Below are 24,528 nucleotides of genomic sequence, written 5' to 3'. Positions count from 1 at the left end.
ATCATTCAATATTGATAATAATCATTATCGTTCGCATTTTTATGCGGTGCGTCATTGATCATCGCAACACCAAAAGACGGTTATGCAAAACAAAAACATCTCCTCAGGCGTGACGTTTCGGGTCGAAAACGTCAGTTTTTCCGTGGCGGATCGGGTGCTGTTGCATCCGCTGACGCTGACGTTCCCTGCCGGCCGCGTATGTGGCCTTCTCGGCCACAATGGTTCCGGAAAATCCACCTTGCTTAAGATGCTGGGACGGCACCAGTCTCCTGCATCGGGTGAAATTCTGCTGTCGGAAACGGCGTTGTCAGCCTGGAGTAATAAGTCGTTTGCCCGCCAGGTTGCCTATTTGCCGCAGCAGCTGCCGGCCGCTGATGGCATGACGGTACGCGAACTGGTCGCCGTTGGGCGCTACCCTTGGCACGGTGCGTTAGGGCGCCTTAGCCACGAAGATCATCGTCATGTGGATGACGCCATTGATATGGTGGGATTGACGCCGTTCACTCACCGGCTGGTGGATAGCCTTTCCGGCGGTGAGCGCCAGCGAGCATGGCTGGCGATGACGGTGGCGCAGGATAGCCGCTGTCTGCTGTTGGACGAGCCGACATCGGCGCTGGATATCGCGCATCAGGTGGAGGTGCTGGCGCTGATCCAGCGCATGAGCCAGCTGCGCGGTCTGACGGTGATCGCGGTACTGCACGACATCAACATGGCTGCGCGCTATTGCGATTATCTGGTGGCGTTACGGCAGGGGCGGATTGTGGCACAGGGCACACCGGAGCAACTGATGCAGCCGCCGGTGCTGGAAGCGATTTACGGTATCCCGATGGGGGTTATGCCGCACCCGGCGCAGGGTACGCCGGTAAGTTTTGTGTGTTGATCATGACGATGATTTCACCGGTATTCCATCGACCAGGCATCGCGCGTCGTCGTCTGCTGACGGCGATGCTGCTGGCTCCCTGGTGTTTTCCATTGCATGGTCGATCTCCGGCGCCGGAGATAGGGCGTATTGTGGCGCTTGAGTGGCTGCCGGTGGAATTGCTGATGGCGCTAGGCGTTACCCCGTTCGGCGTGGCGGACGTGCATAACTACCGGCAGTGGGTTAACGCGCCGGTGTTGCCGGACAACGTTATCGATGTGGGATTGCGTACCGAACCGAATCTGGAACTGCTGGCCCGTTTACGCCCGTCGTGGTTGCTCTATTCCGCTGGGTATGGCCCATCGCCGGAGCAGTTATCGACGATTGCCCCTGCATTGAGCGTCGCCTTCAGCGATGGCGGCAACCCGTTGCAAGTTGCGCGTGCATCGTTGGTGTCGCTGGCGACGACACTCGGCCTTGGCGATGCCGCCGAGCACCACCTGACGTTGTTTGCACAATTCATGCAGCAAGCGCGTATCCGCCTGCAACCTTATACACATCGTCCTTTGTTGATGTTTTCCGTGGTGGATGATCGCCATGTCGTGGTCATCGGCAAGAACAGCCTGTTCCAGAATGTGCTGGATCAATTGGACATTGAAAATGCCTGGCAGGGGGAGACCAATTTCTGGGGCAGCGCCGTGGTGGGTATTGAGCAGTTAGCGACGGTCAGCAATGCCAATGCGATTTGTTTTGATCACGGCAACGATAGCCAGATGCTTCGTCTGGCGGCATCACCGTTGTGGCAGGCGATGCCGTTTATTCGGGCGCGCCGCTGCCAGCGTGTCGAGCCGGTATGGTTCTATGGTGCGACGCTGTCGGCGATGCGACTTTGCCGGGTGCTAGAACGGGCGATGGAGAACGCATCATGACTATGGCCAATACGGTAAATACCGTTTCTCCGGCGAAGTCCTCACCATTGCTCGTTACCGTGTTGCTGGGGCTGCTGCTGCCGTCGATCGTTCTTTGCGGCTATAACCTGGGGCGGCAATTGTCGTTCTCGCTGTGGTTTGAGGGGCTGTTTGCACCCGCCGACGACGATATTCGTCAGGTCTTATTCCATTACAGCCTGCTGCCGCGGCTGGCGCTGTCGTTACTGGTCGGCGCCGGGCTGGGGCTGGTGGGGGTTCTGTTTCAGCAGGTATTGCGTAATCCGCTGGCGGAACCTTCCACACTGGGGGTGGCGACCGGTGCGCAATTGGGCTTGACGGTCGCCACCTTGTGGGCGTTGCCCGGCGGTGAACTGACGTCGCAGTTGGCGGCGATGACCGGGGCCTTGCTGGTGGGCGGGCTGGTGTTCGGCGTGGCTTGGGGGCGGCGGCTGTCGCCGGTCACTCTGATTCTGGCGGGGTTGGTGCTCAGCCTGTATTGCAGTGCGGTGAGCCAGTTACTGGCGCTGTTTCATTATGAGCAATTGACCAATCTGTTCCTGTGGAGCAGCGGCGCATTAAATCAGCAGGACTGGCAGGTGGTGAATCGGGTCTGGCCGATGTTGCTTGGTGGTTTGCTGATTGCGTCGCTGCTGGCTCGGCCGCTGACGTTATTGGGCTTGGATGACGATGTAGCCCGCAATCTGGGGTTGGCGCTGGCGTTGATGCGCGCCGGCACGCTGCTGTTGGCCATTTTCCTGAGTGCGCAGTGGGTGAACGCGGCAGGTATTATCGGTTTTATCGGCCTGTTCGCTCCGCTGATGGCGAAAATGTTGGGGGCTAGACGCCTCGGTCAGCGGCTGTGGCTGGCCCCATTGCTGGGCGCATTACTGCTGTGCCTGACGGATCAACTGTTGCAATGGCTGGCGACGGTATGGCTCGATGTGCCGACCGGTGCGGCGACGGCGCTGCTGGGAGCGCCGCTGTTGTTATGGCTGTTGCCGCGTTTACGCACGTCCGTACCATCGGCGGTGGCGGAAGGCCCTGCTGTGTTGCGGGAACGCGCTCACTGGGGATGGTGGTGGCTGGCCGGCTTGGGGGTGACTGGGCTGGCGGTAGTGGCGGCGCTGTGTCTGGGGCGTGATGCCGGCGGTTGGTATTGGGCGATGGGCGATGCGTTATCGTCGCTATTGCCCTGGCGCTGGCCGCGGCTACTGGCGGCATTGAGCGCCGGCGTGATGCTGGCGGTGGCGGGCGCGCTGATCCAGCGCCTGACGGGAAACCCGATGGGCAGCCCGGAGGTGCTTGGTGTGAGCGCCGGTGCCGCGCTGGGCGTCGTCGTGCTGCTGTTTCTGATGCGGGGCGATGCGCTGACCTGGATGCTGCCCGCCGGTAGTGCGGGAGCGCTGGGCACGTTGCTGATCATTATGCTGACGGCTGGGCGGGGCGGCGTCTTTTCCTCGCAGCGCATGTTATTGGTGGGGATCGCCATCGGTACGGCGTTTACCACGTTGATCAGTTTGGTACTGGCGAGCGGCGATCCGCGTTCCGGTCTGCTGTTGACCTGGCTTTCCGGCTCTACGTATCGGGTGACGCCTGTTCAGGCGCTGGTATCGGCGCTGACTGCATCGTTGCTCGTGGTGGTTGTGCCGTTATGTCAACGCTGGTTGCAACTGCTGCCGCTGGGGACGATGACGGTACGTTCGCTCGGTATGGCGGCGACGCCGGTACGGCTGGCGATACTGGCGCTGGCGTCGGTACTGACGGCGGTCGCGACCATGGTTGTCGGCCCGATGAGTTTTGTCGGCCTGATGGCGCCGCACTTGGCGCGTATGATGGGCTTTAACCGAGTGATACCGCAAATGGCGTTTGCCGCGTTGCTGGGCGGTGGCTTGATGGTGCTGGCGGACTGGTGCGGCCGGACATTGTTGTTTCCGTACCAGATTCCGGCCGGGTTGCTGGCGACGTTTATCGGCGCGCCTTATTTTATCTGGCTGCTGCGCCGTCAGGCCCGGTAAATACATATGCCGAGCGTGTCGTCACCGGTATTGCGGTGTGTGGGTTATCACGTTCGTCGCCTGACCTGAGGGTATGCAACTCAACGGTCAGCCGGTGATGCCGAAGCGGTCTGGTAAAGAAAACGCGGCGGGGCAAATCGGCCCGCCGCATTGGCGTGCGGCAACCTGGCGATGCGTTACAACTGGGCGAAGCAACGACGAGCGGCGGCGACGGTTTGCTCGATATCCTGCTCGCTGTGCGCCAGCGACATGAACCCGGCTTCAAAGGCGGACGGTGCCAGATAGACGCCTTCCGCCAGCATCAGGTGGAAGAATCGCTTGAAACGTTCCACATCGCACATCAACACATCCTGATAGCTGGCGATACGTTTGGCGTCGGTGAAGAACAGGCCAAACATGCCGCCGACGTGATTGACGACCAGCGGAATATTTTCCGCATGGGCCGCATCCAGCAGCCCCTGAGCCAATTGTTGGGTTAACGCGGTCAATTGCTGGTGTACGCCGGGCTTGGCGACCTCGGTCAGGCAGGCGAAACCGGCCGCCATGGCGATAGGGTTGCCTGACAGCGTACCGGCCTGATAGACCGGCCCGGTCGGCGCCAGTGCTTCCATGACGTCGCGCCGGCCGCCGAATGCGCCGACCGGCATCCCACCGCCGATAATTTTACCCAGACAGGTTAGATCAGGTTTGACGCCGTAATAGGCTTGCGCGCCGCCCAGCGCCACGCGGAACCCGGTCATCACTTCATCAATAATCAGCAGTGCGCCGAATTCGTCGCACAGCGCCCGCAGCCCCGGCAGAAACGCCGGCAGCGGTGGTACGCAGTTCATATTGCCGGCGACCGGTTCGACGATAATGGCGGCGATGTCTTGTGGGTATTGCTCGAACGCCGCACGAACCGAAGCCAGGTCGTTGTAGGTGCAAGTCAGCGTATGACGGGCGAAATCAGCCGGTACGCCGGGCGAGTTGGGTTGGCCCAGCGTCAGCGCGCCGGAACCCGCTTTGACCAGCAGGCAATCGGCATGACCGTGGTAGCAGCCCTCGAATTTGATGATTTTGTCGCGACCGGTAAAACCACGCGCCAGTCGAATCGCGCTCATGGTGGCTTCGGTACCTGAGTTGACCATGCGCACCATGTCTATACTCGGCACCAGCGACGTCACCAACCGTGCCATGGTGACTTCCATTTCGGTTGGTGCGCCAAAACTCAGGCCGCGCTCGGCAGCGGCGATCACCGCCTGACGGATCGCCGGATGGTTATGGCCCAGCACCATCGGCCCCCAGGATCCGACATAGTCGATATAGGCCTTGCCGTCTGCGTCATAGAGTCTGGCGCCTTCGGCCCGTTCGATAAACAGCGGTACGCCGCCGACGCCGTTGAATGCGCGCACCGGCGAGTTGACGCCGCCGGGAATCAACTGCCGCGCGTCGGCATACAGACTTTCAGATTTATTCATTACGGATCCCTGACTTGAAGAATTGCATAGCGGTGGCGCTCATTCTAATCGAGTGATACACCCTGTGTCCCTTCGCAATGCGTTGTGTCTAAAAGAAATAGATGGAGAGAGGGATGATGCGGTGAAATCATTGGCTACATTTCGCTGCCGGATCAACGTGTTTTATGCTGGGCAAGGCCGGGATTGAGACTCTAGAATGTTTCGCCATGTTTGGCTTTTTTCTGATAACGACATGTTTTCTTCTTCTGTTGCTGTACCGATACGGCGTGATGCCATCCGTCGTATTCTTCGGCGCGATAAAACGCCGGCACTTATTCTGATATTGGCGGCGATCACGGGTACGTTGGTCGGTTTCGTCGGTGTGGGTTTTAATCAGGCGGTGAATTGGGTGTACCAATCACGAACCGAATGGTTATCCGGATGGGCCGGCTCTTACTGGATCTGGCCGATAGCGATGATAGTCTCGGCATTACTGGCGATGACGGGGTACTGGCTGGTGCGTCGTTTTGCACCGGAAGCCGGCGGTTCCGGCATTCCGGAAATCGAAGGCGCACTGGAGGATATGCGCCCGGTGCGCTGGTGGCGGGTGTTGCCGGTGAAGTTTTTCGGCGGTATGGGGACGCTGGGCGCGGGTATGGTGCTGGGACGTGAAGGGCCGACGGTACAGATCGGTGGGAATGTCGGCGGCATGGTGGCGGATCTGTTCCCGTTGCGCCGTGCCGATATTCGTCATTCGTTGCTGGCGACTGGGGCGGCAGCCGGGCTGACCGCTGCATTCAATGCGCCGTTGGCGGGTATTCTGTTCATTATTGAAGAGATGCGCCCGCAGTTCCGCTATAACCTGATTTCCATCAAAGCGGTATTTATCGGCGTGATTATGGCCAGCATCGTGTACCGGTTTTTCCAAGGGGATGAAGCGGTTATTGATGTTGGCCGTCTGGCATCGGCGCCGGTAGGGACGTTGTGGCTTTATCTGCTGTTGGGTGCGCTGTTCGGCGCCGTAGGTGTCTTATTTAACGCGCTGGTACTGGGTGCGCAGGCGCGATTTATCCGTTTCCATGGCCATTCCATGCGTCGTTTTTTGATGATTGGCGCGTTGGTCGGGGGCGTGTCCGGTTTATTGACATTGGCATTCAGTGAGGCGACTGGCGGCGGTTTTGCGCTGATCCCGGCCGCAGCCGCCGGGCAATACGGCATTGCCACGCTGTTGGCGATTTTTGTTGCGCGAGTCGGCATGACGCTGCTCTGTTTTAGCTCCGGCGCGCCGGGTGGCATTTTCGCGCCCATGTTGTCGCTGGGAACGTTGTTGGGCGCCGCTTTCGGCATGACGTGCGGCCATGTGTTCCCCGATTATGGATTGAGCGCTGGAACCTTCGCCGTCGCTGGGATGGGGGCGTTATTCGCCGCCTCGGTGCGTGCGCCGTTGACCGGCATCGTACTGGTGCTGGAAATGACGGATAACTATCAGTTGATTCTACCGATGATCATTACTTGCCTCGGCGCTACGCTGGTGGCGCAGTTTCTGGGCGGTAAACCGCTGTATTCGTCGATTTTGGCCCGCACGTTGCAACGGCAGATGGAGGCTGACGCCGCGGCAGCATCGGGCAAGCCTTGAACGCGCTGGAGGGGTGGTGGATAATGAGACAATATAACAGGGGCTGACAACGTATGGCCCAATATTTGGCTGGGAGTAAGTGAAATGAGCGACGATGTAGCATTGCCTCTGCAGTTTACCGATGCGGCGGCGAATAAGGTGAAACTCCTGATTGCTGATGAAGAAAATCCAGAACTGAAACTCCGGGTGTATATCACCGGCGGCGGTTGCAGCGGTTTCCAGTATGGTTTTACGTTCGACGACAAAGTGAACGACGGGGACATGACCATTGAGAAACAGGGTGTGTCGCTGGTGGTGGATCCGATGAGCCTGCAATATCTGCTCGGCGGTTCAGTGGATTATACGGAAGGGCTGGAGGGGGCCCGGTTTGTCGTCCATAACCCTAACGCTAAAACAACCTGTGGTTGTGGTTCGTCATTCAGCGTTTGACGGTTGATGTCTTGCAATAAAAACCCGTGTCCTTCAGGGCGCACGGGTTTTTTATTGTGAAAATCAGCATGGTGTTAGCGCGGTATCACCGCCAATTTGTCACACAGTTGTTTAGCCGCCAGCATCAGTCTGGGGCCGGGACGACTGAACTCATCTGCGTTTAGCGCAATCACCCGGACATCCAGCGCCGGCTGCCAGAATGCGCGCGTTTTTCCCTCGATATCCACATCCACAGGCGCGCCGATCACAATGGCCTGCGGCTGACGGCGAATCACCTGTTCGCGGCTGACTTGCGGCCAGGAGACGGTGCTATCGGCAAAAATATTCTCGCCGCCGCACAGGGCTACAATCTGGCTTTGTAATGTGGCGCGGGATGAGGTGAACAGCGGTTGGGTGCCGAACTGCAGAAATACCCGCAACGGCGGGGTGGCGGCATAACGCTGCGCCAGCGCCTGCCACTGTGCCCGGAACGACTGAGCCGATTGTTTGGCCATCTCAGGGTGCGGGCTGTAGGCCGCCAGTTGATCCAACTGGCGTGGAATATCCTCCAGCGTCGTCGGGTCGAGATAAACGATCGGTATACCGAAGGCCGCCAGTTGTTCCAGCGGCCGCTGGGCGTTACCGCCGCGCCAGGCCAGAATCAGATCTGGTTTCAAGGCCAGAATGCGTTCAATGTTGATGCCTTGCCAGTTCGCCACCTGCTCAATATGCTTTGCGGCGTCGGGATAATCCGACCAGGCGCTGACCCCAACCAACTGCGCGCCGAGTCCCGCGGCGTAAGCCATTTCGGTGGCGTGCGGCGCCAGACTGACCACCCGCTGAGCGAGGGTGGACGCCTGTCCGGGCGACCACCACCACAGCATCAGCAGTATCAATACAGAGAAACGACGGCGTCGGTATGGCGAAGACATATTCGACGGCGATTTAGCGAGGCTGCGCCAGCGATTGCAGCATGTGTTCCACCATCTGGGTGGATTGCTGTGCGGCGGTGGCCAGAAATTCGTCGAAGCTGAGATGAGATTCCTGATCGGCGACATCGGATATGGCGCGCACGACCACGAAAGGTACGCCAAACTGGTGGCAGACATGGCCGATGGCGGTGGCTTCCATCTCAACGGCTATCGCCTGCGGGAACGTCTGACGAATGCGAGCCAGCGGTTCCTTGCCGTTGATGAAGGCATCGCCGCTGACTACTAGCCCGCTCACGGCATTCAGTTTGAGACTGGCGATGGACTGCCGGGCCAGTGTAATTAGGCCAGCATCGGCGGTAAAAGCGGCCGGGCAACCGGCCATTTGCCCCGGCGCATACCCGAAGGCGGTTACGTCGGCGTCGTGATAGCGCACTTCATCGGAAACCACGATATCGCCGACGTTCAGCGATGACGCCAGACCGCCGGCAGAGCCGGTGTTGATCACCACATCCGGCTGGACGTGTTCAAGCAGCAGCGTAGTACCTAATGCGGCGGCAACTTTACCGATGCCGGATTTCAATACGGCTACGTCCACGCCGTGCAACTGGCCGCTGTAAATTTCGCAGCCTGCACGCTGGAAGGTCTGGCGGTTCTGAATCTGATCCCGCAGCAGGATTACTTCTTGCTCCATCGCGCCAATAATGCCAACTTTCATAAGGTTCCCCACAGATTTGCCAGAAAGAACAGGAGTGTCATGGCGGCTAGTCTATCATGGCTGGTGCGGCGGCGAGAACGCGGCGACAGGATGGACGAAGGGGGAGCGATGACGCAGGCACAGCATGGGATGGAGAACAAATATGTCTGATATCGATTTTTCGCGGAAGATCAGTTTTCAGCGTCCGTTCAGTCAACCGATTAGCGCCGAGAATGAAGACGATATTACTCGCCAGTTTGAAAGCGACCGGGGGCGCATCATCAACTCCGCCGCCATCCGGCGGTTACAGCAGAAAACGCAGGTCTTCCCGCTGGAGCGTAATGCCGCGGTGCGTTCCCGTTTGACGCATTCGATGGAGGTGCAGCAGGTGGGGCGCTATATCGTCAAGGAGGTGATGAAACGCCTGCGCAAATCCGGCCAACTTCAGACGCTGGGACTGGCGCGGTTTGAAACGCCGTTCGAGAGCCTGGTGGAGATGGCTTGCCTGATGCACGATATCGGTAATCCGCCGTTCGGCCACTTTGGCGAAGCCGCATTGAATAACTGGTTCACACAACGTCTTGACCCGGTGTTCGCTCATTCCGATACCGGCCGGGAGGATGCCTGTCAGGTGCCCTGTCTGCAATTGCGCTCGGGCCAGGAAGAATTGAACCGGCTTCGATTGCGCATTCGCCAGGATCTCAGCCATTTCGAAGGCAATGCCCAGGCGATTCGGTTGGTGCATACCTTGCTGAAACTGAATCTGACCTATGCCCAGGTCGGCTGTATTCTCAAATACACCCGGCCGGCCTATTGGCAGGACGACGTACCCGCCGCTTATCGTTACCTGATGAAAAAACCGGGCTTTTATCTGGCGGAAGAGCCGTTTGTGAGAACACTGCGACGCGAACTGAATATGGGGGAGTATCAGCGTTTCCCACTGACCTACATCATGGAAGCGGCGGATGACATCTCCTATTGCATCGCGGATCTGGAGGATGCGGTGGAGAAAGACATCGTCTCTGTCGATCGTCTCTACCAGTTTATGTGTGCCGTTTGGGGCGATGTTAAACCGGGCGATCTATTCAGCGATACCATCGGCCGCGCTTTCGAGTCGATGTCGCGTCGCCGCTGGCGCAGCGAAAACGATCAGTTCTTCATGAATTTGCGCGTCAATACCGTAGCGAGTCTGGTGCCCCATGCCGCGCAGCGTTTTATCCGTAATCTGCCGGCCATTTTTGACGGCAGTTTTAATCAGTCCCTGCTGGAAGATGACGGGCCGCACAACAGATTATTAAAGGTTTTTAAAGAAGTCGCAGTGAAACATGTATTTAATCACCACGAAGTCGAGCAGTTGGAACTGCAAGGATACCGGGTGATTGGCGGCTTGCTGGATATTTACTCTCCGCTGTTGAACATGCCGTATGAGGATTTCCGCAAACTGGTGGCGGAGGAATCGCACCGCGGCTACCCCATAGAAACCCGCCTTTATCACAAACTGTCGCGCAAACACTGCCTGGCCTATTGCGAAGCGACCGAAGGCACGGCGAGGCTGTCGGCGGCAGAGCAAGAAGTCTGGGAATACTACTACCGCGCCCGCCTGATTCTGGATTACATCAGCGGTATGACCGACCTCTACGCTTACGATGAGTACCGTCGGCTGATGGCGGCGGACTAGACGGCGTTTTGTCATTATTGCATCGCCGATACCGCCTTTTAACGCGGTTGTCGGCACACAAAACAAGGTGTGTCGTGGCCCGGCGTGTGGCCCAACGCGCGGCTGCAAAACGTGGCGAGTTTTGTAAATTCGGACAATATTTACTTACGCTTCACTGCCTTGCGGAAGGTGAACTCCACTGCGCATAGTGAGTCCATACAGTACGACTTTCCGGGTGAAGCGCGGGTGGGCTATTTCCACTCTGTCGGCCTGCGGTTGACGCCTGACGATAAACACGGCGTCAGGCGAGCGTCGCCCGATATTTACCGGTTGACTGAATGTGAGACATATTGCGATGAAAAGAAAATCATTGATGTTGAGCGCGCTGGCGCTGAGTCTGGCGATGGCTGTCGGTACGCTGCCTGCCGCTGCGGCGGAATCGGTTTCTTCCTCCAGTACGCAACTGCCCAGTTTGGCACCGATGCTGGAGCGGGTGATGCCCTCCGTGGTGAATGTCTACGTCGATGGACATACGGCGGCGGCTAAACGCGCGAATGTGCCGCCGCAGTTGCAGCCGTTCTTCGGTGAAAATTCGCCGTTCTGCCAGGAGGGCTCGCCTTTCCAATCCTCGCCGATGTGCCAGGGCGACGATGAGGAGGGGAATGATGCGCCGCAGCAAGCGTTTCAGGCGCTGGGCGCCGGGGTGATCATCAATGCAGCTAAAGGCTATGTCGTGACCAATAACCATGTGGTGGATAATGCGGATAAGATCCAGGTACGCCTGAACGATGGCCGTAAGTATGACGCCAAGGTGATCGGTAAGGATCCGCGCTCGGATGTTGCGTTGATTCAGTTGCAGGATTTCAGCAATCTAACGGCGATTCATATCGCCGATTCCGATCAACTGCGCGTCGGCGATTATGCGGTCGCGATCGGCAACCCTTACGGGCTGGGCGAAACCGCGACGTCCGGCATCATTTCCGCCTTGGGTCGCAGTGGCCTGAATATTGAAAACTATGAGGATTTCATTCAGACGGATGCCGCCATCAACCGGGGCAACTCCGGCGGGGCGTTGGTCAATCTGAATGGTGAACTGATTGGTTTGAATACCGCAATCCTGGCGCCGAGCGGCGGTAATGTCGGCATCGGTTTCGCCATCCCCAGCAACATTGTGAAGAATCTGGTCAATCAGATTGTGGAATACGGCGAGGTGAAACGCGGTGAACTGGGTATTCTGGGCACCGAATTGAACGCCGATCTCTCCAAAGCCATGAAACTGGATACTCAGCGCGGTGCATTCGTCAGCCAGGTACAGCCGAATTCCGCGGCGGCGAAAGCCGGGATCAAAGCCGGGGATGTCATTGTTTCTCTTAACGGCAAAGCGATAAGCAGCTTCGCCGCGCTACGGGCTCAGGTCGGCTCTCTGCCGGTGGGCAGTTCGCTGTCGCTGGGGTTAATTCGCGATGGTAAACCCGTGACGGTGAATGTCACTCTACAGCAGAGCGCGCAAACGCAGGTGGCTTCGGGAAATCTGAATTCAGCCATTGAAGGGGCCGAACTGAGTAATACTCAGGTCAACGGTCAAAAAGGCGTGCGGGTCGACCAGGTGAAACCGGGCTCTGCTGCGGCGCGTATTGGTCTGAAGCCGGATGACGTCATTCTTGGGGTTAATCAACAGCCTGTCGAAAATATTGGTGAACTGCGCAAAATTATTGACAGTAAACCGCCGGTGCTGGCGTTGAATATTCGTCGTGGCGATACGGTACTTTATCTGTTGATTCAATAAATCGACTTGAATTTGCCGAATGCCTGCCGCTTGACCACCGAGAGGCGAGGAGGATTGCCGGGGGATCGCTCTCCCCCGGCTTGCTTTTAGAGTAGGCTTGGGCCAGCGGCCTGACCGACATAGCTGCTTTCTACGGCGGTCAGCCGGTTCTCCCAATTATTTTGTGATTTCATCCACAAATCCTATGCGATACACCAGTTTTCATGCATTTGCATAATGTGTGAGGGAATTCACAACGTTATGCTGGTGCAAATGTCTCTGTCTTTCCTGAGGTTGAAATGGCGTCCTACCATCTAAATGCCAAACTGGCGCAGGATATCGTTGCGCGAACCATGCAGATTATTGATAGCAATATCAATGTGATGGATGCAAGAGGGCGCATCATCGGTAGCGGTGACAGAGAGCGTATTGGGGAATTGCATGAAGGGGCGCTATTGGCATTGTCGCAAGGCCGCGTGGTGGATATTGACGAAGCGGTAGCCCGCCACCTGCAAGGGGTACGGCCCGGCGTCAACCTGCCGTTGCGCATTGATGGCGAGATTGTCGGGGTCATCGGTTTGACCGGTAATCCCGGTCAATTGCGTCAGTATGGCGAACTGGTATGCATGACTGCGGAGATGATGCTGGAGCAGGCCAGATTGCTGCACATGCTGGCACAAGACAGCCGTCTGCGCGAGGAGCTGGTGCTGAACCTGATTCGTACTGATGAATTGTCCCCGGCGCTGATGGAATGGGCGCAGCGGCTGGGAATTGATCTGAATCAGCCGCGTGTGGTAGCGGTGGTGGAAGTGGACAGCGGGCAACTGGGCGTAGATAGCGCTATGGCGGAACTGCAGCAACTGCAGACGTTGTTGACGACACCGGAACGGAACAATCTGATCGCCATTGTATCGTTGACGGAAATGGTGGTGCTGAAGCCCGCGTTGACCAGCCACGGCCGCTGGGATGCGGAAGACCATCGTCGTCGCGTGGATACGCTGCTCTCGCGCATGGAAGAGAGTAGCCGTTTGCGCGTCAGAGTGGCGCTGGGGAACTATTTCTCCGGCCCAGGCAGTATCGCCCGTTCTTATCGTACTGCACGTACTACCATGAGCGTCGGTAAGCAACGAATGCCGACGCAGCGTAGTTACTTTTATCAGGATTTGATGTTGCCCGTACTGCTCGACAGCCTGCGCGGCGGTTGGCAGGCCAACGAGTTGGTGCGCCCGCTGGCGCGTCTAAAGGCAATGGATAGCAATGGTTTGCTGCGCCGGACGCTGAATGCCTGGTTTCGGCAGAATGTTCAGCCGGGGGCTACGGCCAAGGCATTGTTTATTCACCGTAATACATTGGAGTATCGTCTCAATCGCATTTCGGAGCTAACGGGTCTGGATTTGAGCAGTTTTGATGATCGTCTGTTGCTGTATATCGCGCTGCAATTGGATGAAGACCAGTAATCCAGTTCATGATGCGTCTCGATGGGGCGCAGCATAGCGCAATCCTCTTCTGATGGGGACATGGCGGCGATTTTATTCCCGCCGTGAATGGCCCTAACGACGTATTTTTAGATTTAAAATGATGGTTAACGCCATGACAATATAACGAGACTGCATAAATTATCCCTAAAGGGTATTTTTGTCCTCCCCCCCTTATCCACTATTGTCCCTTCCATAGTTAAAAACCGGCGGCGGCCCATCGCGGGCCAACGTCAGTTGTCGATGACATTCATGACTCGTTACGGTTCTCTGGCGCGCGGTTGCCTAACTGCCTGCGGTCAGGGCGGATCGTATTAATGACTATTTTTAGGGAGTGAGGATTCATGTCTATGCGCCGTCTGGGAGTATCGCTGGCTACCGCCGCCCTGCTGTTTTCCGGAATAGCTTCTGCCGCTACGGAACTGTTGAATGTTTCTTATGATCCGACCCGTGAGCTGTATCAGCAATACAACGCGGCGTTTATCAAACATTGGAAAGCGACCACGGGTGAAGATATCACCATCAGGAATTCGCATGGCGGGTCAGGTAAACAGGCACGCTCGGTTATCGACGGCCTGCAGGCCGATGTGGTGACGTTGGCGTTGGCGGGTGATATTGATGCGCTCAACCTTAATCAGCAGCTGATCGATCCGAAATGGCAGGCGCGTCTGCCGGAAAATAGTACGCCTTATACCTCGGCCATCGTCTTTCTGGTGCGCAAAGGAAACCCGAAGCACATCAAGGACTGGGGGGATTTGATCAAACCGGATGTACAGGTGATTACACCAAACCCGAAAACCTCCGGCGGTGCGCGTTGGAATTTTCTGGCGGCCTGGGCATATGCGAAGCACTTGCCGGGCGGTACGGACGACAGTGCGTTGACGTTCGTGACTGAGCTTTACAAGCATGCTCCGGTGCTGGATACCGGCGCGCGTGGCGCGACCATCAGCTTCGTGCAACGCCAGTTGGGTGATGTGTTGATTGCCTGGGAAAACGAAGCTTACCTGTCGCTGCAGGAGCAGGGGGGCGATCAGCTGGAAATCGTCACGCCTTCTATTTCCATTCTGGCGGAACCGCCGGTCGCGGTTGTGGATGCCGTGGTGGAACGTAAAGGTACGCGTAAACAGGCGGAAGCCTACCTGGATTATCTCTATAGCGAAGAGGCTCAACGTATTATCGCGAAAAACTTCTATCGTCCACGTAATGCCAAGGTGGCGGAAGAGTTTAAATCCCAGTTTGCTCCGGTGAAACTGGTGACGATCGACGGCGAGTTTGGCGGTTGGAAGCAGGCTCAGCCTAAATTCTTCGATGATGGCGGTGTCTTCGACGCTATTTTCAAACAGATCAATAAATAACGTATTGATGGATTGCTGAAACCGTCCTCATCGGGACGGTTTTGTCACGCTGGATGCCATGCATGGCATGTCGGCCCTGTGTAGTGGTGAAAGGCGCTTTATGTCGAGAAGAATGTTGCCGGTTATTCCCGGTTTTGGTTTAACGCTGGGGTTCAGCCTGTCCTATTTGGCGCTTGTCGTGCTGATCCCGATGGCGATGATGTTGCTGTATGCCAGTCAGCTGACATTTCCCCAGTTCTGGCAGCTTATCTCCAGCCGACAGGTGTTGGTTTCCCTTCAACTGTCCTTCGGCTCCGCACTGGCGGCGGCTTTTATCAACGGTATTCTGGGCACTCTGCTGGCATGGGTATTGGTGAGATACCGCTTTCCGGGCCGTAAAATCATTGATGCCATGATCGATATGCCTTTCGCGTTGCCAACCGCGGTGGCCGGTATTGCGTTGACATCCCTGTACGCGCCGACCGGGCTAATTGGTTCGCTGTTTCCGTTTCGTATTGCTTATACCAGCCTGGGGATCACGTTGGCGCTGATCTTCGTGACGTTACCGTTCGTGGTAAGGACGTTGCAGCCGGTACTGGCGGATATCCCCAAAGAAATTGAAGAAGCCGCCGCCTGTTTGGGGGCTAACCCGTTGCAGGCATTTCGCCATGTGTTGTTGCCGGCGATCCTGCCAGCCTGGCTTACCGGTTTTGCGTTGGCGTTCGCTCGCGGCGTCGGGGAGTACGGTTCAGTGGTGTTCATCGCTGGCAATATTCCGTTCAAGACTGAAATTCTGCCGTTATTGATCGTCTCCAAATTGGATCAATACGATTACAAGGGCGCGACCGGCATCGGCGTCTTCATGCTGGTGGTCTCGTTCATTATGTTGTTGCTGATAAATTTGCTGCAGCGTCGTATTCAACCCAGGTTGTAAAGGATGACCATGGATCAAAGCATTTCTGTGCCGATCAGTGCGCGTTCTGCCTCCGGCAGACGTCCGGCAGCGTTTTATATTCTGGTGTCGTTGGCTTGGATCGTCTTTTTCCTGATTCTTGTTCTGCCGTTGCTGATGGTGGTAACACAGGGGTTGCACAAAGGCATCGGCGCTTTCTGGTCGGCGATTGTCGAGCCGGATGCGCTGTCTGCGCTCAGACTGACATTGTTGGCGACAGTGATCTCTGTGCCGCTCAACATGATCTTCGGGCTGGCGGTTGCCTGGTGTGTCACGAAATTTGAGTTTCGCGGCAAATCGTTACTGCTGGCGTTGTTGGATCTGCCGTTTTCAGTCTCTCCGGTCGTCACCGGCCTGATGTATGTATTGCTGTTCGGTGCCCAGAGTAAACTGTATCCGTTCCTGACTGCGCATCATCTGGAAGTCGTGTACGCGGTGCCCGGCATTGTATTGGCAACAATTTTCGTGACTTTGCCGTATGTGGCGCGCGAGTTGATCCCACTGATGGAACAGCAAGGGAGCCAGGAAGAAGAAGCGGCTCGTTTGTTGGGAGCCAATGGGTGGCAGATGTTTTGGCATATCACTTTGCCCAACGTGAAATGGGCATTGGTGTATGGCGTGGTGCTGTGTACGGCGCGCGCTATGGGAGAATTCGGCGCAGTATCTGTGGTGTCGGGGCATATTCGCGGCCTGACCAACACGTTGCCGCTGCACATCGAAATTCTGTACAACGAATACAATATTGTGGCCGCTTTCAGTGTGGCGATTCTGCTACTGGTGATGTCGTTGTTGGTATTGCTGCTGCGCCAGTGGAGTGAAATGCGTTTGACAAAACAATTTGAGGAACAACGGGAGCTGACCAAAAATGAGCATTGAGGTTCACAATATTAATAAGCAGTTTGGTCAGTTTCGGGCATTGAATGAGATCAATCTGGCGATTCAAAGCGGCGAGCTTGTCGCGCTGCTTGGCCCTTCCGGGTGCGGTAAAACAACGTTGCTGCGCATTATCGCCGGTTTGGAAAAACCGGATACCGGCAACATTGTGTTCCACGGTGAGGATGTTTCCGTTCACGATGTCCGTGATCGCAATGTCGGGTTCGTTTTTCAACATTATGCGTTGTTCCGACATATGACGGTCTTCGACAATGTGGCGTTTGGTTTGCGTATGAAACCGAAGGCTATACGCCCTTCGAAGCGCGAGATCGACGTCAAAGTCCATGAGCTGCTTAACATGGTGCAGTTGGACTGGCTGGCGGATCGCTATCCGGAGCAATTATCCGGCGGGCAACGCCAGCGTATTGCGCTGGCGCGTGCACTGATTGTCGAACCCCGAATTCTGCTGTTGGATGAGCCTTTCGGCGCGCTGGATGCCAAAGTGCGCAAGGAACTGCGTCGCTGGTTGTCCCGATTGCATGAAGAGATCAACCTGACGTCGGTGTTTGTCACGCACGATCAGGAAGAGGCGATGGAAGTGGCGGATCGCATCGTGCTGATGAATAAAGGCGTTATTGAACAGATCGGGACGCCGTATGAGGTTTATAACCATCCGGCCAGCGAGTTTGTCTATAGCTTCCTGGGAGATAGTAACCGTTTGGTGGTAGGTGGAGGGGAGAAGATGATCCAGTTCCGGCCGCATGAGGTATTACTGTCTCGGCAGATTCAGGCGGATTTCCAACCTGTGGTCGTGAAGGATATCCGTCCCCTTGGCGCGTTGACGCGTGTCGTGCTGAAAATCGAGGGGCAGAGTGAATTTATCGAGGCGGAAATTGCCCATGATGATGACGTGCTGTCTGGATTGAGCCGCGGTGATACGCTGCAATTCAGACCGAAGCGCTATAATTATGACTGGGAAATTTGAGATATAAAAAAACGCCTGAAAAGGCGTTTTTTTATGCGTTAAAACCAGTGGGGTAACTTAGCGATAGTCATCGTTGGACGCGACGGAATAACGACCGCTGCCCAGCAGCATGATGACCAGGCTGCACAGGAAGTAGAAGGCTTCGCCTTCAAGCCCCCATGCGCCGACGTTGGTGATGGTGAAGAATTTACCCAGCGTCACCAGTAAGGTGGCGATCAACAGATTAAAGGCAACCACGGCGGCGGAAATGCGGGTAAAGAGACCCAGAATAATCAGCACCGGCGCAATGATTTCACCAATATAAGCACCGTAGGCGATAAAGCCCGGCAGCCCTTGTTTGGCCAGCATGCCGGCAATCCAGCCCACGCCATTCTCGATTTTTGCCACTCCATGAAATAGCAGCAAGATACCGACAGTCAGACGCAGTAGCAATTTGCCGGCGTCAGGATGATGGGTTAAACCTGTAAAAAATTTGTTTGCCTTGACGATCATCATGGTTTCCTTTGTGGACAATGGTTCTGCGTACGGCGCTAGTGTCTTAGTTTCACTACGGAATAAAAAACAAATACATTTGACATACCTCGTCAAAAAATTTGCTTTACAGGCGCGGAGCAATAAATAAAAGCCTATTGGCTAAACAGTCGTTTTTCTGGGGCTTTCTGGTCAGGATCGTCGCTGAAGCGGAGAGGGAACCGATTTTCAATGGTGTATGGACTGTGTTTTCGGAGATTGAAGGAGGTATTTCGCGCTATTTTTTCTGCCAGCATGGCAATTTGTACGGTACAAGAATTTGATGGGAAGGTGAAATATCCTTCTTCCCGACGATATAAAACACCGTCAATCCAATAGCAGCGCTGAATCCGGCAATATATTTAAAATAAAATGAATAATAGGCGTAATGACGTTGACGGCTTGATGATGGGCGATAAGAAATGATGATGAAAAGCATTTAATTGGTGGGTCGTGCAGGATTCGAACCTGCGACCAATTGATTAAAAGTCAACTGCTCTACCGACTGAGCTAACGACCCATAGAAGTGGTGGGTGATGACGGGATCGAACCGCCGACCCCCTCCTTGTAAGGGAGGTGCTCTCCCAGCTGAGCTAATCACCCACTTCTAATTCAAGATTCAAGGCGCTGGCGATATGTGGTGGGTGATGACGGGATCGAACCGCCGACCCCCTCCTTGTAAGGGAGGTGCTCTCCCAGCTGAGCTAATCACCCACATATCAACTTGAATTCTTCACAGCGGGACACTCTCACAAAGTTGTTTAAGTGGTGGGTGATGACGGGATCGAACCGCCGACCCCCTCCTTGTAAGGGAGGTGCTCTCCCAGCTGAGCTAATCACCCTCGCTGTGTGGAGTCGCATTATAGGGATAGTTCAAAGTGAGTCAACGCTTTTTCAGATGAAAATCACTGTTCGTCGTAAAATTAGGCGAAATGCCGTGTTTGTATGCGTTGTCGTTGAATTCTTGCACGTTTTGCTGTTGCAACAGGCCTCGCGGCGTTGTTATGGCGTTGAGGATTCAAGGTAGAGTGGTAGAATATTGCCCACTTTTTCGTAACCCCGTACCGGATATTATTGATAGCCGTTACGTAATAAGGCTGTAATCCCAATGAAAATCAAAACACGTTTTGCGCCAAGTCCTACTGGTTATCTTCATGTCGGCGGTGCGCGTACTGCGCTCTATTCCTGGTTATTCGCCCGTAGTCACGGTGGTGAGTTTGTATTGCGTATTGAAGATACCGATTTGGAGCGCTCAACCAAGGAAGCCATTGACGCCATCATGGATGGTATGAATTGGCTGAACCTGAATTGGGATGAAGGTCCGTATTATCAAACCAAGCGTTTTGATCGCTATAACGCGGTTATCGATCAAATGCTGGAGAATGGTACGGCATATAAATGTTATTGCTCCAAAGAGCGCTTGGAAACGCTGCGTGAAGATCAGATGGCGAAAGGTGAAAAGCCGCGCTATGACGGGTGTTGCCGCGATTCTCATGAACATCATGCCGCAGATGAGCCGCATGTCGTGCGCTTTCGTAATCCACAAGATGGTTCCGTCGTGTTTAATGACACTATTCGCGGCCCGATCGAGTTCAGCAATCAGGAATTGGATGATCTGATTATTCGTCGCACTGATGGTTCACCCACTTATAACTTCTGTGTGGTTATTGATGACTGGGATATGGAAATCACACATGTGATTCGTGGGGAAGACCATATCAACAACACGCCGCGGCAGATTAATATCCTGAAGGCATTAGGCGCTCCGGTGCCGGAATATGCACATGTATCTATGATTCTGGGCGACGACGGTAAAAAATTGTCCAAACGTCATGGCGCTGTTGGTGTGATGCAATACCGTGATGACGGCTATCTGCCGGAGGCGTTGCTCAATTATCTGGTGCGTTTGGGATGGGCCCACGGTGATCAGGAAATTTTCTCTATCGACGAGATGAAGCAATTGTTCTCTCTGGATGCGGTCAGCAAATCCGCCAGTGCATTTAATACCGAAAAATTGTTGTGGCTGAACCATCATTACATTAACCATTTGGCACCTGAGTATGTGGCGACTCACCTTTCCTGGCATATAGAGCAGGCAGGGATTGATACTCGCTGCGGCCCACAATTGAGCGAGTTGGTGACGCTGCTGGGCGAACGTTGCAAGACGCTGAAGGAAATTGCCGCTTCATGTCGTTACTTCTATGAGGAGTTCGACGAGTTTGATGCCGATGCGGCCAAAAAACACCTACGACCGGTTGCCCGCCAGCCGTTGGAGTTGGTGCGCGTCAAGCTTGCGGCTATCACGGATTGGACGGTGGAAAATATTCATCATGCGATTCAGGGAACGGCTGATGAACTACAGCAAGGTATGGGGAAAGTCGGCATGCCGTTGCGCGTCGCGGTGACAGGTATCGGTCAGTCTCCGGCTGTAGACGCAACCGTGCATGCGGTTGGTCAGGCCCGCTCACTGACGCGCATAGATCGGGCGCTTGCTTTTATCGCTGAGCGTGAGGCACAGGCGCAGTAATTTGCTGTCGAATGCGCATGAGAACCCTGGCTTGCCAGGGTTTTTTGTCTAATGGCGTCAGGCATTCAGCGCCTGTTCAAGGTCGTCCAGCAAATCCTCTATTGCTTCTATGCCGACGGATAACCGAATCATCTCCGGTTTTACTCCCGCCTTGGCTTGTTCTTCTTCCGTCATCTGTCTATGTGTCGTTGAGGCTGGGTGGCAGGCCAGCGATTTCGCATCGCCAATATTTACCAGCCGTTTGAATATGTTGAGCGCATCGTAGAAACGGACGCCCGCTTCATAACCCTCTTTCAACCCGAAAGAGAGGATCGCTGAGGGGGTACCCTTCATATACTTTTGAGCCAGCGCGTAATGTGCATGATCGGGCAGCCCGGCATAGCTCACCCAGCCGACCTTGGGATGTGATTGCAGATATTCAGCAACTTTACGGGCATTTTCTACATGCCGCTCCATGCGTAGCGACAGCGTTTCCAGCCCTTGCAGAAGCAGGAAGGCATTCGTGGGTGATAATGCTGCGCCGGTGTTGCGCAATGGTACAGTGCGCGCTCTGGCGATAAAGGCAGCGGAGCCGAATGTCTCTGTGTAGACCACACCGTGGTAAGCCGGCTCAGGGTGATTCAACCCGGGGAATTTTTCCGGGTACTGCTGCCAGGGGAAGGTGCCGGCATCGACAATGACGCCGCCCAACGAATTGCCATGCCCCCCGACATATTTGGTGATGGAGTGAACCACAATGTCAGCGCCAAACTGGATGGGTTTACACAGTACCGGAGATGCCACGGTGTTATCCACAACCAGCGGAATCCCATGGCGGTGGGCGACGTTCGCAAACCCTTCCAAATCTACAATATTCCCCGCTGGGTTGCCGATGCTTTCGCAATAAACCAGCCGAGTTTTGTCATCAATCAGCTTTTCGATAGCGTCGGGAGAATCATCGCTGGCGAAACGGACTTCGACGCCGAAACTGGGCAGCATGTGGGCGAATAGCGTATAGGTGCCGCCATAAAGCTGAGGCGTGGAAACGATGTTATCTCCCTGACGGGTCAGCGTCTGAATCGCATAGGCAATGGCCGCACTACCGGCTGAAACCACCAATGCGGCGATACCGCCCTCCAGCGCTGCGAGACGTTGTTCCAGCACATCGTTGGTCGGGTTCATGATGCGGGTGTAAATATTGCCTGGAACCTCAAGATTGAACAGGTCTGCGCCATGCTGCGCGTTATCGAATTCAAATGCGACGTTCTGGTAAATCGGTACGGCTACGGCTTTGGTGACGGGGTCGGCGCGAAAACCATGGTGTAGGGCGATGGTTGCATCTTTCACTTCAAGGCACTCCATAGTAATAAGGAAAATGTATTGTTGATGTTTTACCGATAATCAAAAAGACTTTTTACTCATAAAGTAATCGAAAAATCAGTTTTGCCGTGAGTGATGACAAATGACGTTAATCTGGTTGATATCTGTGGAGCCGATGGTCTTATCAGCTGGTTTTGACGGCTTTTTCAGCGTTCGGTCAGGGAAATTGATTTTGGCGTTGACAGCACGGATAGCGTTGCATATTATCCGCCCCGTTCACACGATACAGCGTATGAAACGGGGCTATAGCTCAGCTGGGAGAGCGCTTGCATGGCATGCAAGAGGTCAGCGGTTCGATCCCGCTTAGCTCCACCAAACAGCGCACTGTTTGGATGTTTCATGGGTTGACCCAGGTGTGGGGCTATAGCTCAGCTGGGAGAGCGCTTGCATGGCATGCAAGAGGTCAGCGGTTCGATCCCGCTTAGCTCCACCAAATTCTTCCGTAATACTTCATGTCGTCTCCTTAATCCTTAATCCTTAATCCTTAATCCTTAATCCTTGCGTCGCGTTGTCTGCAGAATATCTAACGATATCAGCCATTGATCCGACGAAGGGGACAATGGCTGACGCCGTTATTCCCTTTCCGGTAATTGAGGAGTCCAATCTATCGGTGTATCTCCCTGTTGTTCCAACAAGGCATTGGCTTTTGAGAAATGCCTGCATCCTAAAAAACCACGGTGGGCGGAAAGTGGGGAGGGGTGAGGTGCTTTCAACACATGGTGGCGTTTAGGGTCGATAATGCTGCCTTTTTTCTGCGCGTGTGAACCCCATAGTAAAAACACGACGCCTTCACGATGCGCATTCAGTGTCTCAATGACCTTATCGGTAAAGGTTTCCCACCCAAGATTGGCATGCGAGTGTGCTTTCCCTGCTTCTACCGTCAACACGGTATTGAGCAGTAATACCCCTTGTTGCGCCCAACTTTGCAGGAAACCGTGAGCGGGAATGGTGAAGCCGGGGATATCGTTGGCAAGTTCCTTATAGATATTGACCAGCGATGGGGGGGCCGGTACGCCGGGACGCACCGAGAAAGACAGCCCGTGTGCCTGATTTGGGCCGTGATAGGGATCCTGGCCAAGAATGACGACCTTCACCGCGTGAAACTCTGTAAAGCGGAATGCATTGAAGACGTCTTTCTGTGGAGGATAAATCACTTTGCCTGCGGCTCGTTCTTGGTGAACGAACGTCATTGTTTGGGCGAAATAAGGTTGCTGTTTCTCTTGTGCCAACACATCGTGCCAGGTCAGGGAAGTTGCCATCATGTGCCTTTTACATGTTCAAAGAAGAGGAGCTGATTAAAGGCGAGTAGCTTACCGTCCCTTGCACTGCAGGTAAAACCTGAAGGTGTCTGATTTGCCGAAGTCATTGTTGCAATGCAAAAAAAATTGAAAATTTACAAAAAATATTTAATTAATTGTTCTGGGTAAAATTGATGTGAAACAATTATTTATGCTCAATGGCCCTTGTTTTGATTTTTTAAAATTGATTTAAATCAAGGATTGCCCATCAATGGGCTGGTATATAAGAGAACAAATCTGGCCGCGTTAATGCTGATGTTAATGAATATTGGCGTTTGTTGCAGGGTGCGGCCCTTTTCTTTTAGGCAAAACGATGCTGCCCACGGAGGCCTTATGATTACAGGTATTCAAATCACTAAAGCAAACAACAACGCCCTGGTTAATTCTTTTTGGTTGCTGGATGACGAAAAATCCCAGGCGCGTTGTGTTTGTGCAAAATCTGGTTTTAGCGAAGATCAGGTAATCGCCGTCAGCGATCTGGGCCAATTCGAATACCGCGAAGTTCCGCTCGAAGTGAAGCCGCAGGTTCGCGTTGAAGGAGGACAGCATCTGAACGTTAATGTTCTGCGTCGTGAAACGCTGGAAGATGCAGTAAAGCACCCGGAAAAGTATCCTCAGTTGACTATTCGCGTATCCGGTTATGCCGTCCGTTTCAATTCACTGACGCCGGAACAGCAGCGTGACGTTATCACCCGTACTTTTACGGAAAGTCTGTAAGTTATTACGGGTATCGATTTGAAAACAAAAAGAGGGAGCCGATAGGCTAATGCCGATCGTTTAAGGATCGGTTGACCGATCCGGTGGCTGATGTAAAAAGGGTTCATGTCTTCACATGGACCCTTTTTAATGGAACTTTCACAGGCCCTCGGCATTATCAACCTTAC

At 54.8% G+C, this 24,528-nt stretch carries 20 protein-coding genes and 6 tRNA genes; 16 read left to right on the top strand and 10 right to left on the bottom strand.

The annotated features are described in order from the left end of the window. Nucleotides 1-82: 82 nt before the first annotated feature. Genes fhuC through fhuB form a run of 3 tightly spaced genes read left to right on the top strand, consistent with a single transcriptional unit; the run spans nt 83 to nt 3,803 of the window. Nucleotides 83-880, top strand: a complete 798-nt coding sequence (fhuC, locus tag HEP82_RS17195) for a Fe3+-hydroxamate ABC transporter ATP-binding protein FhuC (protein WP_192459196.1) — start codon at nt 83-85, stop codon at nt 878-880. 2 nt (nt 881-882) lie between these two features. Next, entirely contained in the window at nt 883-1,788 is a 906-nt protein-coding gene (gene fhuD, locus HEP82_RS17190) for a Fe(3+)-hydroxamate ABC transporter substrate-binding protein FhuD (RefSeq protein ID WP_192459195.1), read from the top strand. A gap of 2 nt (nt 1,789-1,790) precedes the next feature. Beyond that, nucleotides 1,791-3,803, top strand: a complete 2,013-nt coding sequence (gene fhuB, locus HEP82_RS17185) for a Fe(3+)-hydroxamate ABC transporter permease FhuB (protein WP_192459224.1) — start codon at nt 1,791-1,793, stop codon at nt 3,801-3,803. Nucleotides 3,804-3,979: 176 nt separating this feature from the next. On the opposite strand, the gene hemL is transcribed toward fhuB, so the two are convergent. After that, nucleotides 3,980-5,260 carry a glutamate-1-semialdehyde 2,1-aminomutase gene (gene hemL, locus HEP82_RS17180; RefSeq protein ID WP_192459194.1) on the bottom strand — a complete coding sequence of 427 codons (1,281 nt, stop codon included), beginning with the start codon at nt 5,258-5,260 and terminating at the stop codon, nt 3,980-3,982. A gap of 232 nt (nt 5,261-5,492) precedes the next feature. Between hemL and clcA the strand changes: the two genes are divergently transcribed. Next, a complete protein-coding gene (gene clcA / locus HEP82_RS17175; protein WP_192459193.1) occupies nt 5,493-6,875 on the top strand; it encodes a H(+)/Cl(-) exchange transporter ClcA in 1,383 nt (460 codons plus the stop codon). A gap of 84 nt (nt 6,876-6,959) precedes the next feature. Continuing rightward, nucleotides 6,960-7,304: an iron-sulfur cluster insertion protein ErpA gene (gene erpA / locus HEP82_RS17170; RefSeq protein WP_015854491.1), complete on the top strand. Its 345-nt coding sequence runs from the start codon at nt 6,960-6,962 to the stop codon at nt 7,302-7,304. Between the two features lie 74 nt (nt 7,305-7,378). On the opposite strand, the gene btuF is transcribed toward erpA, so the two are convergent. Then, the gene (gene btuF / locus HEP82_RS17165) at nt 7,379-8,215 is read right to left on the bottom strand and encodes a vitamin B12 ABC transporter substrate-binding protein BtuF (protein WP_192459192.1); all 837 of its coding nucleotides are present in this window, start codon (nt 8,213-8,215) and stop codon (nt 7,379-7,381) included. A 13-nt stretch (nt 8,216-8,228) separates the two neighbouring features. Then, nucleotides 8,229-8,930 (bottom strand): 5'-methylthioadenosine/S-adenosylhomocysteine nucleosidase, encoded by a 702-nt coding sequence (gene mtnN / locus HEP82_RS17160; RefSeq protein WP_192459191.1) that lies wholly within the window; start codon nt 8,928-8,930, stop codon nt 8,229-8,231. Between the two features lie 142 nt (nt 8,931-9,072). Here mtnN and dgt point away from each other — a divergent pair, with 142 nt between their 5' ends. The 7 genes from dgt (at nt 9,073) to HEP82_RS17125 (ending at nt 17,950) form a co-directional block, all read left to right on the top strand. Continuing rightward, nucleotides 9,073-10,587: a dGTPase gene (dgt, locus tag HEP82_RS17155; protein ID WP_192459190.1), complete on the top strand. Its 1,515-nt coding sequence runs from the start codon at nt 9,073-9,075 to the stop codon at nt 10,585-10,587. Between the two features lie 334 nt (nt 10,588-10,921). Continuing rightward, nucleotides 10,922-12,352 carry a serine endoprotease DegP gene (degP, locus tag HEP82_RS17150; RefSeq protein ID WP_192459189.1) on the top strand — a complete coding sequence of 477 codons (1,431 nt, stop codon included), beginning with the start codon at nt 10,922-10,924 and terminating at the stop codon, nt 12,350-12,352. Nucleotides 12,353-12,630: 278 nt separating this feature from the next. Next, entirely contained in the window at nt 12,631-13,788 is a 1,158-nt protein-coding gene (locus HEP82_RS17145; protein WP_192459188.1) for a CdaR family transcriptional regulator, read from the top strand. A 368-nt stretch (nt 13,789-14,156) separates the two neighbouring features. Next, nucleotides 14,157-15,161 carry a sulfate ABC transporter substrate-binding protein gene (locus HEP82_RS17140; protein ID WP_192459223.1) on the top strand — a complete coding sequence of 335 codons (1,005 nt, stop codon included), beginning with the start codon at nt 14,157-14,159 and terminating at the stop codon, nt 15,159-15,161. Nucleotides 15,162-15,261: 100 nt separating this feature from the next. Further along, nucleotides 15,262-16,074: a sulfate ABC transporter permease subunit CysT gene (gene cysT / locus HEP82_RS17135; RefSeq protein WP_192459187.1), complete on the top strand. Its 813-nt coding sequence runs from the start codon at nt 15,262-15,264 to the stop codon at nt 16,072-16,074. A gap of 9 nt (nt 16,075-16,083) precedes the next feature. Further along, nucleotides 16,084-16,968 (top strand): sulfate ABC transporter permease subunit CysW, encoded by an 885-nt coding sequence (gene cysW, locus HEP82_RS17130; protein WP_192459186.1) that lies wholly within the window; start codon nt 16,084-16,086, stop codon nt 16,966-16,968. Further along, nucleotides 16,958-17,950 carry a sulfate/molybdate ABC transporter ATP-binding protein gene (locus HEP82_RS17125; RefSeq protein ID WP_192459185.1) on the top strand — a complete coding sequence of 331 codons (993 nt, stop codon included), beginning with the start codon at nt 16,958-16,960 and terminating at the stop codon, nt 17,948-17,950. Before cysW ends, HEP82_RS17125 begins: the two co-directional genes overlap by 11 nt. A gap of 57 nt (nt 17,951-18,007) precedes the next feature. On the opposite strand, the gene HEP82_RS17120 is transcribed toward HEP82_RS17125, so the two are convergent. The 5 genes from HEP82_RS17120 to HEP82_RS17100 form a co-directional block, all read right to left on the bottom strand. After that, a complete protein-coding gene (locus tag HEP82_RS17120; protein WP_192459222.1) occupies nt 18,008-18,442 on the bottom strand; it encodes a DoxX family protein in 435 nt (144 codons plus the stop codon). A 462-nt stretch (nt 18,443-18,904) separates the two neighbouring features. Then, a tRNA-Lys gene (locus HEP82_RS17115) sits at nt 18,905-18,980 on the bottom strand. A gap of 7 nt (nt 18,981-18,987) precedes the next feature. Further along, nucleotides 18,988-19,063, bottom strand: a tRNA-Val gene (locus tag HEP82_RS17110). A gap of 35 nt (nt 19,064-19,098) precedes the next feature. Then, nucleotides 19,099-19,174 (bottom strand) — tRNA-Val (locus tag HEP82_RS17105). A 52-nt stretch (nt 19,175-19,226) separates the two neighbouring features. Further along, a tRNA-Val gene (locus tag HEP82_RS17100) sits at nt 19,227-19,302 on the bottom strand. 266 nt (nt 19,303-19,568) lie between these two features. Between HEP82_RS17100 and gltX the strand changes: the two genes are divergently transcribed. After that, nucleotides 19,569-20,987, top strand: coding sequence for a glutamate--tRNA ligase (gltX, locus tag HEP82_RS17095; protein WP_192459184.1), 1,419 nt, complete (start codon nt 19,569-19,571; stop codon nt 20,985-20,987). 57 nt (nt 20,988-21,044) lie between these two features. Here the strand turns inward: gltX and HEP82_RS17090 are convergent, their stop codons facing one another. Further along, entirely contained in the window at nt 21,045-22,313 is a 1,269-nt protein-coding gene (locus tag HEP82_RS17090; RefSeq protein WP_192459183.1) for an O-acetylhomoserine aminocarboxypropyltransferase/cysteine synthase family protein, read from the bottom strand. A gap of 272 nt (nt 22,314-22,585) precedes the next feature. Between HEP82_RS17090 and HEP82_RS17085 the strand changes: the two genes are divergently transcribed. Both HEP82_RS17085 and HEP82_RS17080 read left to right on the top strand, forming a co-directional pair. After that, nucleotides 22,586-22,661, top strand: a tRNA-Ala gene (locus tag HEP82_RS17085). Between the two features lie 42 nt (nt 22,662-22,703). Next, a tRNA-Ala gene (locus HEP82_RS17080) sits at nt 22,704-22,779 on the top strand. 139 nt (nt 22,780-22,918) lie between these two features. Here HEP82_RS17080 and ung read toward each other — a convergent pair. Then, complete coding sequence (ung, locus tag HEP82_RS17075) at nt 22,919-23,605, bottom strand: uracil-DNA glycosylase (protein ID WP_192459221.1); 687 nt, start codon at nt 23,603-23,605, stop codon at nt 22,919-22,921. Between the two features lie 372 nt (nt 23,606-23,977). Between ung and grcA the strand changes: the two genes are divergently transcribed. Beyond that, nucleotides 23,978-24,361 carry an autonomous glycyl radical cofactor GrcA gene (grcA, locus tag HEP82_RS17070; RefSeq protein WP_192459182.1) on the top strand — a complete coding sequence of 128 codons (384 nt, stop codon included), beginning with the start codon at nt 23,978-23,980 and terminating at the stop codon, nt 24,359-24,361. Nucleotides 24,362-24,528: the final 167 nt, after the last annotated feature.

The sequence above is a fragment of the Musicola keenii genome (assembly GCF_014855505.1).
GTDB classification, from domain to species: Bacteria; Pseudomonadota; Gammaproteobacteria; order Enterobacterales; family Enterobacteriaceae; genus Musicola; species Musicola paradisiaca.
Note: the sequence above shows the minus strand (reverse complement) of the source record. Positions and strands in the feature narration are given on the sequence as shown.

Excerpts from the sequence above, each read along its gene's own strand:
- fhuC (WP_192459196.1), top strand. The coding sequence starts at position 83 with ATGCAAAACAAAAACATCTCCTCAGGCGTGACGTTTCGGGTCGAAAAC.
- fhuD (WP_192459195.1), top strand. The coding sequence starts at position 883 with ATGACGATGATTTCACCGGTATTCCATCGACCAGGCATCGCGCGTCGT.
- fhuB (WP_192459224.1), top strand. The coding sequence starts at position 1,791 with ATGGCCAATACGGTAAATACCGTTTCTCCGGCGAAGTCCTCACCATTG.
- hemL (WP_192459194.1), bottom strand. The coding sequence starts at position 5,260 with ATGAATAAATCTGAAAGTCTGTATGCCGACGCGCGGCAGTTGATTCCC.
- clcA (WP_192459193.1), top strand. The coding sequence starts at position 5,493 with ATGTTTTCTTCTTCTGTTGCTGTACCGATACGGCGTGATGCCATCCGT.
- erpA (WP_015854491.1), top strand. The coding sequence starts at position 6,960 with ATGAGCGACGATGTAGCATTGCCTCTGCAGTTTACCGATGCGGCGGCG.
- btuF (WP_192459192.1), bottom strand. The coding sequence starts at position 8,215 with ATGTCTTCGCCATACCGACGCCGTCGTTTCTCTGTATTGATACTGCTG.
- mtnN (WP_192459191.1), bottom strand. The coding sequence starts at position 8,930 with ATGAAAGTTGGCATTATTGGCGCGATGGAGCAAGAAGTAATCCTGCTG.
- dgt (WP_192459190.1), top strand. The coding sequence starts at position 9,073 with ATGTCTGATATCGATTTTTCGCGGAAGATCAGTTTTCAGCGTCCGTTC.
- degP (WP_192459189.1), top strand. The coding sequence starts at position 10,922 with ATGAAAAGAAAATCATTGATGTTGAGCGCGCTGGCGCTGAGTCTGGCG.
- HEP82_RS17145 (WP_192459188.1), top strand. The coding sequence starts at position 12,631 with ATGGCGTCCTACCATCTAAATGCCAAACTGGCGCAGGATATCGTTGCG.
- HEP82_RS17140 (WP_192459223.1), top strand. The coding sequence starts at position 14,157 with ATGCGCCGTCTGGGAGTATCGCTGGCTACCGCCGCCCTGCTGTTTTCC.
- cysT (WP_192459187.1), top strand. The coding sequence starts at position 15,262 with ATGTCGAGAAGAATGTTGCCGGTTATTCCCGGTTTTGGTTTAACGCTG.
- cysW (WP_192459186.1), top strand. The coding sequence starts at position 16,084 with ATGGATCAAAGCATTTCTGTGCCGATCAGTGCGCGTTCTGCCTCCGGC.
- HEP82_RS17125 (WP_192459185.1), top strand. The coding sequence starts at position 16,958 with ATGAGCATTGAGGTTCACAATATTAATAAGCAGTTTGGTCAGTTTCGG.
- HEP82_RS17120 (WP_192459222.1), bottom strand. The coding sequence starts at position 18,442 with ATGATCGTCAAGGCAAACAAATTTTTTACAGGTTTAACCCATCATCCT.
- gltX (WP_192459184.1), top strand. The coding sequence starts at position 19,569 with ATGAAAATCAAAACACGTTTTGCGCCAAGTCCTACTGGTTATCTTCAT.
- ung (WP_192459221.1), bottom strand. The coding sequence starts at position 23,605 with ATGGCAACTTCCCTGACCTGGCACGATGTGTTGGCACAAGAGAAACAG.
- grcA (WP_192459182.1), top strand. The coding sequence starts at position 23,978 with ATGATTACAGGTATTCAAATCACTAAAGCAAACAACAACGCCCTGGTT.